The sequence below is a fragment of the Microcoleus sp. OTE_8_concoct_300 genome (genome assembly GCF_031383065.1).
Lineage (GTDB): Bacteria > Cyanobacteriota > Cyanobacteriia > Cyanobacteriales > Microcoleaceae > Microcoleus.
The window spans coordinates 1-12,917 of record NZ_JANMZH010000587.1 but is presented as its reverse complement, the minus strand read 5'-3'; the positions used below and the strand labels follow the sequence as shown (position 1 = coordinate 12,917).

Below are 12,917 nucleotides of genomic sequence, written 5' to 3'. Positions count from 1 at the left end.
CACGATCGAACTCCCACAGAAAATCAGCTTCAAACCTTCTTCGGCGCAAAAGGAGAACTCGATTCATACGAACTGAAACCGCCGGCAAAATCCTCACCGTAAGCTTCTTCCCCGTGCTGACCGATATCCAAACCTTGGTCTTCAGCAGATAACGGCACTCGCAGTTCCATAAACTGCCCTAAAATTTTCAGGATCACAAAAGTGCCGACAGCCGCAAACACGTAAGTAGCTAGAACGCCTACAAACTGGGTGACGATTAGCCCGGGATTCCCGGCAAACAGCCCGTCATTTCCGGCTGCGTTAACCGCTTTAGTCGCAAACACACCAGTCAGAATCGCGCCCACAGTTCCGCCTAAGCCGTGAATCGGGAAGGTATCCAAAGAGTCGTCAAATCCCAGCTTAGCCCGGAAACTAACGCCAAAGAAGCAGCAAACAGCAGTGATCGATCCGATCAAAAGCGCCCCCACTGGCAGCACGAATCCAGCCGCAGGTGTGATGCCCACCAATCCCGCTAGGAAACCGCTAGCAATTCCCACTGCTGTCGGTTTGCCTCTGAGCACCCATTCCACAATTGTCCAAGTTAAACCGCCGGCTGCTGTAGAAATCATCGTGGTGACAAAAGCCACTGTTGCTAAAGAACCAGATCCCAAAGCGCTACCGCCGTTGAAGCCAAACCAGCCGAACCACAGCATCCCAATTCCCAGCAAGACGTAGGGTACGTTGTGGGGGGTGTGGGGGTTGTTCAAGTGGTCTTTGCGGGGCCCGATTACCCAAGCTGCGACAACTGCAGAAACGCCGGAACTAATGTGTACGACTGTGCCGCCGGCAAAGTCCAGAGATCCGATCGCCTGCAGCCAGCCTCTACCCCAAACCCAGTGGGCTAAAGGAGAGTAGATGAAGGTAGACCACAGCAGCACGAACCAGAAATAGGTTTTAAATGTTACCCGTTCGACTATCGCCCCGGAAATCAAGGCTGGAGTGATGATGGCGAACATCATTTGGTACACCATGAATACTTGGTGGGGTATTGTCGGTGCGTAGCCGATCGGATCTGGTTTGTCGGCCGTGACGTTGTTCAAGAACATCCAGTCGAAGCCGCCGATGAAGCTTTCGATCCCTTTACCAAAGCCTTCGGACGCTGGAGTGGAAACGTCAAAGGCCAAACTGTAGCCCCACAGCGTCCATGTGACGCCGATCAGTCCCATCATGACTAAGCTCATCATCATGGTGTTGAGGACGTTGCGCGATCGCACCAGTCCCCCGTAGAAAAACGCCAGCCCTGGTGTCATTAACAGCACCAGTGCTGAGGAGACCAACATCCAGGCCGTATCGCCGCTGTCGATCGGATTCGGCACCACCGCAGCAGCAGTACCAGCAGCATCTTGAGCTAAGGCATTGTCCGTCAGCGCTACGCTTAACAGCCACATGGCGATGATGCCGATCTTTAAACTTTTTTTGATCACGTTAGTTGTACCTTCTCATACTCAGCAATTTTCAGGGAAGACCGGACCGAGTTTAGATGGGAGGATTTTAGATGCAATAGTTCTTTGGTTTTAAGTCCCTGTTTTAGCGGAACAAATCTTCAATAGATAATTCCCCCATCCTCAACCCCCCGACTTCGTATAGCCGGACTCATCTAAATTCGTCAACCATCAATCCAACGGTCTGTGCTTTTGGATTGCACCATTTGTATAAACAGTTATTCTGTATCACGTTATACTAAAGAGCTAAGGATCATATTTCTTAATCTATCCGTCGCTACTTGACATAGCCCGTGACAGCACAGTATTCGGGGAGGGCGAGTTGAGGATAGGGGGAGAGTTTTGAGTGGGCGAGAGTGGGAGGAGGAGGGGGGGAGATTTGGGGAGAAGGAGAATATGACTTTATCCTTTATCTTTCTAACTAATGACTAATGACTAATGACTAATGACTAATGACTAATAACTAATGACTAATGACTAATCTTTCAACTGCATCTGACTGAACAGTTGCAGGGCCGATCGCCAAACCAGATAACCTTGATCGTTAAGGTGCAAGCCGTCTGTGCTGAGTTCTGTTGGCAAATTGCCGTCAACATCCGCAAACAGCGGGTACAAATCCAGATACAAAACATTTTCAGAACTCGCAATTTCTTTCAGCCGCCGATTTATTGCCCGAATCCGACTGTTAGGAATCGCCAGCAGCCGATCGCGATTTTCCCAAGTAGCTTGTTCCCCGCTGTGTGGCAAAATCGACTGCACAACTACTTCTGCTTTGGGGTGAGCCCACCGCAAATCGCGAATAATCTGCCGTTGGTTGTCCAAAATCCCTTCGTCGCTAGCCCCCCGCAACAAATCGTTAATCCCGATCATCACAAACACAGTATCCGGCACAGTTCGATCGAACAATTGCAACCGCTTCAGCAAACCCACGGAAGTTTCCCCCGAAATCCCTTGATTCAGCCAAATTCGATCGACCGGTAACAGCTTTGTCGGAAACCACATACTCAGAGAATCCCCAGCCAAAACACTCAGTCTTGACGGTCGATTCGCCGCGGCCGCCTCAGCTTCGCGACCCAACTGCGTCACCCACTGCTGGTAAGTCCATTTATGTCGCGGTCCTGGAACCGGCACGTCTAGCACTGCCTTTGCAGAGGTAGCCGGTTGGTCAATTTGTTCCTGGGCGCCTTCTGCTGTCACCGCCCCACTCGCCGGGAAGCTTTCTGCCCAGTTGTGTCCCCGCAGCAGTAGTTGAGCGACTGTGAACATCAGTACCCCGTTCGTCGCCAAAGATAGCAAAGCCCAAACCGGAACAGTTCTCGATCGGCTAACTTCCATCCCTAAGAGGGATTTATGACTTCTACTTCTGCTACCTCCTCCAAACTTTTCCATAAACTCAAGCTATTTGCAGCCATCACACCGAATAATTTGCACTCATTGCTGCATCAAATTTTACCGCTCAATTAAAGCCTCAATTCTTGTAAGAATCAAGCACTGTGCTGTGTTGGGCGCCACGGCGATGCAGAACTTTGCTTTTTCGCACTACTTTACCATAAAAAATCTGCCTACCAAACTTTCTGGCACCGCCATCGGATTGGTCAAAACCACAGCATTGCACAAAAATATATCTAAAACTGATCGAACTTACTCATTTGTGATGCTAAAATCCAAAAATGAAAAAATTAACTATAACTGAAGCAGCCAAACTTAAAGGTGTGAGCGCTTCCACATTACGCAGGTGGGAAGCCGAAGGCAAGCTAATACCGGAACGCACGGCTAACGGTCACAGACGGTATGACCTAGCTCATCTTCTCGGCTTAAAACGCGACGGCGCTTTAACGGTTGCTTACGCTCGGGTTAGCAGCCACGACCAAAAAGATGATTTAGACAGACAAAAACAAGTTTTGGAATTGTTTTGTGCATCTCACGGCTGGCAATTCCAAATCATTGATGATGTGGGTTCTGGGGTAAATTACAGTATGCGGGGTTTACAACGTCTAATTCGGGCGATCGCAGACAATCAAGTAGAAAGGTTGGTGTTAACTCACAAAGACAGAATGCTGAGATTTGGTTCTGAACTAATTTTTAATTTGTGCGAACACTTTGGGACAGAGGTAGTGATTATCAATCAAACTGAAGATGCTAGCTGTGAGGAGGATTTAGCTAAAGATCTACTAGAAATAATCACCATGTTCTCAGCCGGCCTTTATGGCAGCAGGAATCCCAAGAACAAGCGCCTCGTTGAAGAACTTAAAGCAATTGCCGATAAACTCTAAGCAATACACCAGTTTGCAACGCTCGTCAATTACAGCTTCTCAATTCCCAATTCCCGATTATTAATTAACAATTATCGGCGCAGATATCACTGACGGGGCGACAGGTCGCCTGAAGAGCAGACAGGGAGGGCACTCTAGACAAATAGCATGAAAAAAGATAGGGTAAGAAAGCTTCTTACCCAAAAACAATTAAATGATACCAAAATTATATCATGCCCATTTGTCAAAAAAGCTGACACATTCTAATTACTTATTGACAATTTTATTGATTCAAGTAGTGCAATCGATTAAAGAAGTCACGTTAGAAAGCATGGCGACAAAACTAGCGATTCCCATTAAATTTGAAAGTAGAAGAAAAAAGATTCAGAGATTTTTATCGGAGGATGAATGGACTCTAGATAATATTTGGTTGTCACTGGTTATTGATTGGATTAAAGGTAGTGTTAAACAGAATAAGGTTGTATATTTAGCAATAGACCGAACCAAATGGCAATCAAATAATATTTTGATGGTCAGCATGATTTGGCTTCATAGAGCTATTCCTATTTATTGGAAAATGCTTGATAAACAAGGGAACAGCACATTGGAAAATCAACAATTTGTATTAATGCCAGTATTCGCTGCCTTATCAAATTATAGATTGCTAGTGTTGGGAGATCGTGAATTTTGTAGCGTTACCCTCGCCAACTGGCTGAGGGAGAAGAAAGTAGATTTCTGTTTGCGACTAAAAAAGAATGTTTGCATCAAGACTGAATCGGAGTTATGGGCTGAAGTAAAAATGCTAGGATTAGAGCCAGGAAATAGCTTTTTCAATCGAGAAGTAACAATTAGAAAAACTGCACCCATTAATGGATTTAATCTGGCAGGTAAATGGCTAGGGAAATATCGAAATATTATTACAAAAGAGCCTTGGTATATTCTGACAAGCTTGAAAGATACACAAGCAGCAGTTGATGCTTATGCTAAAAGATTTGGAATTGAAGAGATGTTCAGAGACTTTAAGAGCGGAGGATATAACTTGGAAAGGACTAATTTAACGGGCAACCGATTGAGTAAATTATTAATTTTGCTATCCTTAGCATACTTGAAGAGCATAATCCAAGGGATAAATATTAAGTCAAAGCAAGTTCAAGAATATCTCGGTAGAAAAACAGAAAGTCACAGAAAATATGCTAGACATAGCACTTTTTATATTGGACTATGGGGTGAATCATGGGTCGATTCAATGTCTAGTAATTGGCTGGTTGTTGTTGAATTAATGTCTTTGTCCCCACACAAACTACCTAATTATCAACAAGGCTTGAGAGCTATGAGACTTATTCAATCAGCATTATAGGCAACTTGTCGCCCCGACAGTGCGAACTGTTTACGAATTAGTGTCCCGAAATATTAAAGGTTTCGATCCAAAAGTGCGGGCAGGGCAGCGCTTGCAGCGGGCGCTAAAAATGGGCGGCGGTGAATTGCGGGATTTTTGCGTGAAGCGAAGCTATCCCGCAGGGAATCGCCAAAATTATTGGTTAGTTGAATGGACTAGCGGGAGTGGAGAACATCACACTTCTGCGATCGCCAAAAATGACTTGACAGTTATGAGTGCGGGCATTTGTCTTAGCGGATTGGACAAAGACTTCGACTTGCATTCATTGGTTGGAGTAGTCGAAAATCGATAATTCTTGATTACCATGAGCATATTTTTTCACGAACAACTTTACAGAAGTGCCGCAGTGATGTCGCTGATAAAAAATTTCCCGGTAACGGTGTGCGGCGCGGGCGCTTTGGGTGCGAATATTACAGAAAGTCTGGCGCGATCGGGCTTTTGCCATTTAAAAGTCATCGATCGCGATCGCATCGAGGAACGCAACCTTTCCACTCAACCCTATTATCGATCGGACATCGGCGCATTCAAAGCCAAAATTCTCGCCAACAACCTCTACCGCGCTTTGGGAGTCAGCATTGACGCGCACTCAAAAGAATTGACGCCCGCAAATGCCGATCGGCTGCTTGCTGTCAGCGCCACAGTCATCGATACTTTTGATAACAGTGTCGGGCGGCAAGCAGTCAAGGATTACTGTGCGAGTGCCTCCCTTCCATGCGTGCACGTCGGATTAGCTGCCGATTACTCCGAAATAATTTGGAACCAACACTATCGGGTTCCTTCAGCGGCGAATGATGACGTTTGCGATTACCCGCTGGCGCGAAACTTGGTAATCCTGACGGTTGCAGTTGCCTGCGAAGTAATTGTTACCTTTGCTGCTACCAAAGAGCAACAAAATTTAACTTGCACGATCGGAGATTTTGCAGTAAAGCCACTTATATTGTAAAATGTCGGTTGACTGTTGCCAGAAACCCGGTCAATCAAGATTGGATGCCCCCATCCCAGAAACCCGGTTTCTCACCCTCAAACAATCGTCAAACTTGTAAAAAACGCTTGAGAAAATTCACAGGGAAAGTATGGCCGGAACACAGACTTTTTATTATTTACTAGCAATTCTCGGTCTATTAGTTTTGACTGGTACAAGTGGAGCCAACTATGCAGCGGGCGACGCAGTTTGCCACACTAATGATTGCCATCGACCACAAGTGAGACACCATAAAAGGATTTTAAAACACGGCTCGAGAGGAGAAGATGTTAAGAAACTGCAAAAGGTGTTGAACGCGCGGGGTTTGTGCCCAGAACCGATCGTAATTGATGGCGTGTTCGGCCCGACAACCCTAGATGCAGTGAAAAGATTTCAGCGGCAAGCTCACCTTCATGTAGACGGAGTTGTGGGAGGCGAAACTTGGGACAGACTGTTTGCTAGTTCGTAAATTTAAGCACCGGACAACAAAAGTTCCTAAGTCATCATTGCGAATCATTAATCGCTGCGGTTTGTAGTTGTGCAAATAGCGGATTTTGTGCAACTACAGACACAGAAGCTTTAATCAACAATCAATCGCATACTAGATTGCTAGTAAGCAACCCCGGTCTGAAGACACGGGGCTTCAGCAAACAAACTGAAGCCGTGCTTACCCGCCTAAGTCTTAATTTACTACGTTATTGGGGTCATAACACCGGAGAATGCGACGCTAGTTTTCCGCTCTGTTGTTTGCAATTAAACAGTCTTAAGGTCACTGAGACAGTGTTGCAAGCGCAAAAAGCCTTTATAACATTGGCAAAGCGAACTTTACGAGAAATCGAAGGGACACAACAATGTCTATCCAACCAAATTACGTTTTTGTATTAGATATAAACCGCAAACCACTAACACCATGCAAACCATCTTTGGCGCGTAAATTGTTAACGGTTGGCAAAGCTAAGGTTTTCAAGCTTTACCCCTTCACAATCCTCTTGAAAAAAGAAGTAACTGAAGACCCGCAGCCTGTAACTCTGAAGATTGATCCTGGTTCAAAAGTTACTGGGTTTGCTCTACTTTTAGATTCCAATCTGCTCTGGGTGGCCGAACTAACCCATCGCGGTCAAGCAATTAAGGCATTGCTAGAGTCACGTTGTTCTCTGCGGCGCGGTCGCAGAAGTCGGCACACAAGGTATCGTCAAGCGAGATTTTTAAATCGGACACGTCCCAAAGGTTGGTTGGCTCCTAGCCTGCGACACCGCGTAGAGACAACTTTAACTTGGGTCAACAAGTTATCAAAACTTGCACCAGTTAAAACAATCTTTCAGGAGTTGGTCAGATTCGATTTACAGAAGATAGAAAGTCCAGAAATCTCAGGGGTCGAGTACCAGCAGGGTGTGTTAGCTGGTTACGAAGTTCGTGAGTATCTGCTCAATAAATGGGAGAGACGATGTGCTTACTGTAGCGCGGAAAATGTACCGCTACAAGTTGAGCACATTCATCCTAAAGCGTCGGGTGGAACTAACAGGGTATCTAATTTGTGTTTAGCCTGTGAACCTTGCAATACCAAGAAAGGGACTAAGGACATCAAGATATTCCTGGCGAAAAAGCCCGATGTTTTGAAGAAAATCTTGGCACAAGCTAAGCGCCCGTTGAAGGATGCCGCTGCTGTCAACTCAACCAGATGGGCTTTATTTAATCGCCTAAAAGAAACAGGTAAAGTGATTATCACGGGTTCTGGCGGGTTGACCAAATTCAACCGCATACGGTTGGAATTACCAAAAGCCCACTTCTTTGATGCTGCTTGCGTAGGTGATACGCCTAATATTTCCGTATTAGCAAATCAGCCCCTAAATATCAAAGCCACGGGGCATGGTTCAAGGCAGATGTGTCGCACAGATAAGTTGGGATTTCCTTCTCGGTACGTTCCAAGATTCAAGTTTGTCAAGGGTTTTCAGACAGGCGACATCGTAAAAGCCGTTGTTACTTCGGGCAAGAAGATTGGCACTTATACGGGTAGAGTTGCTGTTCGCTCCTGTGGTAGTTTTAATGTGTCCTCAGCCCAGGGCTTAATTCAAGGAATCAACCACAAGTATTGTTTTTCTATTCATCAAAAGGATGGGTACAATTATGGATTTTAAAAGTATTGACGGGACACGCTTGGTATCCCGTGTCCCTTTTCCACGAGCTGGCTAAAGCCACGCTCGTTTCCAAGCTCCCGTAAAGTTTTTATGAATGAAGTTTTAGATTTTTGGTTTGGTCGATCGCACTCTCCTGAGTTTGGCAAAGTCCAAAAGAAGTGGTTTGAAAAAGATGCGGATTTTGATGCAGAAGTGCGATCGCGCTTTATGCAGCAATACGAACTAGCCGCCTCCGGTCAACTCGACTCATGGCAAGATTCCCCCGAAAACTGCCTAGCATTAATTCTACTGCTCGATCAATTTCCGCGCAATATGTTTCGCGGGACGCCCCAAGCATTCGCCACAGACAGCAAAGCTTTAGCTACCGCCGAATACGCTGTTAATCATAACTTCGATCGCGAATTGCTGACCGTACAAAAATGGTTTATTTATTTGCCTTTTGAACACAGCGAAAACTTAAAACACCAGCAAAAATCTGTGGAACTATTTCGGCAACTCAGCGACGATACAGACAGCGATTCAGTCATTGAATACGCGATGCAGCATTTAGAAATAATCCAGCGTTTTGGGAGATTTCCGCACCGCAATCAAATTCTCGGACGCGAAACAACCCCCGAAGAAGCCGAGTTTCTCAAACAACCCGGTTCGGAATTTTAAAGCGCGATCGCAAAATCTCGATCGTTCTGATATATTCGAGGCTTGTAGAGGCGGTTTTAGCCCGCAATCAGAACCAACAGCAGACAATCTCTGTACAAAACCCGCCCCAACCCAGCGACTATCAAAATTGAGTGATATGAGGTCCGGTCGAGCGATCGCGATTTTTGTAGGGGCTGCCCTCACCAACAATACCTGCCAATAATTGACCCTCTCAAAAACCCGCCCCGACCGGGATATTATGGTTAATCGATCGGACATGATATGAAATTAGAAAAGAAGATCAATTGTTGATTCAACAAAAAGTATACGAGGGTGAAGAATTTAGCGATCGCCCTTTTCTCACCTCCGATACTGCACTCGATAAATCCGGTTATTCGCTTCCTCAGTAAACAGCAAACTCCCGTCAGGTAAAACCAGCAAACCAACAGGCCGTCCCCAAGTTTTCGGGCCCGACGGATCTGTGAGAAAACCAGTCAGAAAATCCTCATAATAACCTTGAGGGCGTCCGTTCGCCGCATTAAAAGGTACAAACACGATTTTATAACCAGTTCCTGCGTTGCGATTCCAACTGCCGCGAAACGCCACAAACGCCCCGTTCAGGAATCTTTTGGGAAACGTTTTGCCGTCGTAAAACTGAAGTCCCAAAGCCGCCGAATGCGCCTGAAACAGCACGTCTGGCGTTAATGTTTTAGCCACTAAATCAGGTCGATCGCTATTGCCATTTCTGGAGTGGCGCGGGTCGAGCAAATTCGGTTTAAAATAAGCGTAAGGCCAGCCGTAGAACTCGCCTTGACGAATTCTTGTCAAGTAATCCGGCACCAAATCATCTCCCAAACCGTCGCGTTCGTTGACTGTCGTGTAGAGTTGATTGGTTTTTGGGTGAAAATCTAATCCCACCGGATTTCGCAAACCGGAAGCAAAAATTTGCTTGTTCTGGCCATCCAAATTCATCACTTGAACAGACGCCCTCGGCAGCGGTTCGGCATCAGCATTAGACTGGGAGCCAACTGATACGAAAAGCTTGCTATTGTCGGGGGAAATGACAACATTTCGCGTCCAGTGTTGGTTGTAGCCACCGCCCGGTAAATCGGCAATTTTTTGACCAGTACCTGTCAATTGTTCCTGCCCTTTTGTGTAGGGAAATCGGCGGACTTCAGCGGTATTTCCGAGGAAAAAATAGCGATCGGCAAAAGCCATGCCAAAGGGAATATTTAACCCGTTTTGGCCAGTTGCAAAAGTCTTGCGAACCTCAGCAACGCCGTCGCCGTTGGCATCCCGCAACAGTGTAATCCGATTCTGCCGGGTTTCTGTTACCAAAACATCGCCTGTCGGCGTCAAAGCCAGCCATCGGGGAGCGTCTAAATTGTCAGCAAAAACGTTAACGACAAAGCCAGGAGGCACTCGCAGCACTGGCGATGCGGGAATCGGTATTACTTGAGGAGGTTTTGAGGCGCTTTCGCTGGCTCCTGGCTGCGGCAAAGAAGTTGCAGCAATGCGGATGGGCTGCGGCGAAAGCGGTTTGGTCGGTACAATTTGATTTGTCCCAACATTTACCAGCGGTGCACGGGAGGGAATTTGCGACAGGGGGCCGTTGTCGCCAACAGCAGGGGCGATCGCATCTGTAGCTCGATCGCACGCAATCAGTGGCAACAGCAGAATTAGCAGCAAGAAACGCAAGTAATACATAGCAGCGATTTCTCAACAATTGCTGGACAATTCTATTATTCTAACTGCTCTTAAACAGCGAAGCCACCGCCTGCGCGGTGACTTAATTCTGCTTACTGATACCAGTTGCAAAAAAAGAAGGCAACTGTAGGCCCGTGAGCCAAACCTTGAGCTTCAGCAGTCAATCGATTTTAGATTTTCGATTTTAGATTTTAGATTAAAGAATTGAAGAAAGCGACCCCAGGAATGAATCCGGGAACCCGGAACCAAATTGCTTGATTGTCATTGCCAATCTTCAATCTTCAATCTTCAATCGAAAATCGAAAATCGAAAATCGAAAATCGTATAACCTAGCTCTACCAAAGTCCTCTCACAGGAGCCGGAGCCGGAGCCGGAATCGGACGGGGAGCCGGCATCGGAGCGGGAGCCGGCATCGGACGGGGAGCCGGCATCGGACGGGGAGGGGGTTCTGGGGCCGGACGCGGAGCCGGTGCTGGAGTTGCGGAACGAACAACTGTTGTGGCTACCACCTTATAATCGGGGATCACCGCGATATTTTCTATCTGAGATCCGGCGACGGTGGCTCTGACTTTCATTCCCGGTACTAGGCCAATAATTCTCAGGACGCATCTTTGAATCCTGAGAGTCCTGTACGGCGCGTTTTCTTCGCGAATTGTTACTACGTCGCCAACAATACTTTTGACAAAACCGGTAATGGTTTGAGAGTTTGCTGTTGTGGTGGTCTGCGTTTGGGCTATTTGAGTTGCAGGGTTAGCCATCGCAGGATGTACTGAGACTGCCGAAATTAGCACGGACAGGGTTGCACCTGTCAATAATTTGATCTTCTGAAAACGCATTGAAACCTCACATTAACTGCTATTTAGGGTCGGGTTTGCTTTCGCTGCGCGAAAGTCCCAACATCTTGACCTAATCTAGTTTAATCCCCAGAGTAGGAAATTTAGGACAATCTCAAAAAAAGATTATCGAACAAGTATTGAAAGACTAAATTTTACATCATAAGTTCCCGATTTACAACAAGTTCAGCGGTTGGCATCTATAGAGTGTTGGCGTGATATATTGAGTTTGTTCGATCGACCGTTGCAGTTTTTTTAAGCCAACCTAACTGTTGCTGGGCGGGAAACTCTACCCAAAGACAGATTGTGCTTTCCGGATGTAGCAACCCCATAGTTTCAATTCTCGATCGCCAGCCGGCCTGCAGCTAAAACATCAAATTAGTCGGAGGTAAAATTTAATCATTTTCTGCCACGATTTACGCTTAAACCGGGTTTTTTCACGAAAATCTCTCGCGGCTCTCCACTGCTCCCCGTATAAAAACCAGGTTTTTTTGGTATTATTGCCTAAGCTTTGGGTTGAGTTACAAGTTATCAGTTGTGGAATTTAAACTAATAACTGTGCAGCACAGTTGCCGTCAAAAAGCCATGTCAAAACTTTTCAGATCGGGTGCGGTTTGCGGATAATGAGATAGGAACTTTGTAGGAACTGCTGGTGAGGAATTTAGTCAACAAAACAATGGTGAACAGCAAATTTTTATTTAACAACTTAATTGTGGTGAGCTTGAGTTCAGTCGCGCTGTCGGTCGCCCTACAGCAGCAAGCGGCTGCCGCTAATTTAAGTAATAGCGCGATCGCACCACAGGGGCTACCATCCGAGGCCCAATTGCCGAATCTCCCAGCCCCAGAACTGCCGCCCTTAGGAGAACCATTTCGGTATATTCCCCAGGAACCAAAGCCTCCGGTAAATCCAATTGAGGAAGTGCGTTTAGTGCTGAAATTGCGAGAACGTCGCGTCTATGTTTACCGACAAGATAAGGTGCAAGCCAGTTTCCCGGTTGCTGTGGGAAAAGGCGGCTGGGAAACTCCTACAGGCAATTTTAAAGTTATCCAAATGATCAAAGATCCAGTGTGGCAAAATCCTTGGACAGGAGAACTTATTCCTGCTGGGCCGGACAATCCATTAGGGAGTAGGTGGATGGGGTTTTGGACGGATGGCAAGAATGTGATTGGTTTTCATGGTACTCCGAATCCAGAGTCGATCGGGGGGGCGGCTTCTCACGGCTGCGTCAGAATGTTTGACAAAGACGCACAGGCTTTATTTGAGAAAGTCGCAGTTGGCACACCAGTGATAGTTGAGCATTAATTATTCGGAGGTTGGGGTGCATCAAAAAACATCAGAACAGGCAAGATGCCTGTTCCACAAAAATTAAATTTTCTTGTGGGGTGGCATCCTGCCCGCCCATGAAAGACTGATTGATAATAGACCTCTTGCAAAAATCCTTTTCATCAATTGATGGGACGGGCAAGATGCCCATCCCACAAGAGTTATTTTTTCTTGTGGGATGGGCATCTTGCC

General features: G+C 46.4%; 13 protein-coding genes. 8 read left to right on the top strand and 5 right to left on the bottom strand.

Annotated elements, in window-relative coordinates:
• Positions 1-29 precede the first annotated feature (29 nt).
• Both ACUVJL_RS27185 and ACUVJL_RS27180 read right to left on the bottom strand, forming a co-directional pair.
• On the bottom strand, positions 30-1,427 hold the full coding sequence (locus ACUVJL_RS27185) for an ammonium transporter (protein WP_445248691.1): 1,398 nt from the start codon (positions 1,425-1,427) through the stop codon (positions 30-32).
• A 531-nt stretch (positions 1,428-1,958) separates the two neighbouring features.
• Positions 1,959-2,870 (bottom strand): SGNH/GDSL hydrolase family protein, encoded by a 912-nt coding sequence (locus ACUVJL_RS27180; RefSeq protein WP_445248690.1) that lies wholly within the window; start codon positions 2,868-2,870, stop codon positions 1,959-1,961.
• Between the two features lie 281 nt (positions 2,871-3,151).
• On the opposite strand from ACUVJL_RS27180, the gene ACUVJL_RS27175 reads away from it, so the two are divergent.
• The 7 genes from ACUVJL_RS27175 to ACUVJL_RS27145 all read left to right on the top strand — a co-directional run bounded on the left by ACUVJL_RS27175 (position 3,152) and on the right by ACUVJL_RS27145 (position 8,882).
• Entirely contained in the window at positions 3,152-3,754 is a 603-nt protein-coding gene (locus ACUVJL_RS27175) for an IS607 family transposase (protein WP_445248689.1), read from the top strand.
• A gap of 193 nt (positions 3,755-3,947) precedes the next feature.
• Positions 3,948-5,090, top strand: coding sequence for an IS4 family transposase (locus ACUVJL_RS27170; RefSeq protein WP_445248688.1), 1,143 nt, complete (start codon positions 3,948-3,950; stop codon positions 5,088-5,090).
• Between the two features lie 19 nt (positions 5,091-5,109).
• Complete coding sequence (locus tag ACUVJL_RS27165; RefSeq protein ID WP_445248687.1) at positions 5,110-5,421, top strand: hypothetical protein; 312 nt, start codon at positions 5,110-5,112, stop codon at positions 5,419-5,421.
• Positions 5,422-5,433: 12 nt separating this feature from the next.
• Positions 5,434-6,072 carry a ThiF family adenylyltransferase gene (locus ACUVJL_RS27160; protein ID WP_332954332.1) on the top strand — a complete coding sequence of 213 codons (639 nt, stop codon included), beginning with the start codon at positions 5,434-5,436 and terminating at the stop codon, positions 6,070-6,072.
• 130 nt (positions 6,073-6,202) lie between these two features.
• The gene (locus tag ACUVJL_RS27155; protein WP_445248686.1) at positions 6,203-6,559 is read left to right on the top strand and encodes a peptidoglycan-binding domain-containing protein; all 357 of its coding nucleotides are present in this window, start codon (positions 6,203-6,205) and stop codon (positions 6,557-6,559) included.
• Positions 6,560-6,941: 382 nt separating this feature from the next.
• Positions 6,942-8,225, top strand: a complete 1,284-nt coding sequence (gene iscB / locus ACUVJL_RS27150; RefSeq protein WP_445248685.1) for an RNA-guided endonuclease IscB — start codon at positions 6,942-6,944, stop codon at positions 8,223-8,225.
• Positions 8,226-8,315: 90 nt separating this feature from the next.
• A complete protein-coding gene (locus ACUVJL_RS27145; protein WP_445248684.1) occupies positions 8,316-8,882 on the top strand; it encodes a DUF924 family protein in 567 nt (188 codons plus the stop codon).
• A gap of 339 nt (positions 8,883-9,221) precedes the next feature.
• Here ACUVJL_RS27145 and ACUVJL_RS27140 read toward each other — a convergent pair whose 3' ends face one another.
• Entirely contained in the window at positions 9,222-10,568 is a 1,347-nt protein-coding gene (locus tag ACUVJL_RS27140; RefSeq protein ID WP_445248683.1) for a PQQ-dependent sugar dehydrogenase, read from the bottom strand.
• 335 nt (positions 10,569-10,903) lie between these two features.
• Entirely contained in the window at positions 10,904-11,404 is a 501-nt protein-coding gene (locus ACUVJL_RS27135; RefSeq protein ID WP_445248682.1) for an autotransporter, read from the bottom strand.
• 673 nt (positions 11,405-12,077) lie between these two features.
• On the opposite strand from ACUVJL_RS27135, the gene ACUVJL_RS27130 reads away from it, so the two are divergent.
• A complete protein-coding gene (locus ACUVJL_RS27130; protein WP_445248681.1) occupies positions 12,078-12,704 on the top strand; it encodes a L,D-transpeptidase in 627 nt (208 codons plus the stop codon).
• A gap of 31 nt (positions 12,705-12,735) precedes the next feature.
• Here the strand turns inward: ACUVJL_RS27130 and ACUVJL_RS27125 are convergent.
• Positions 12,736-12,917 (bottom strand): hypothetical protein (locus ACUVJL_RS27125; protein WP_445248680.1); only part of this gene is annotated, 182 nt, incomplete at its 5' end.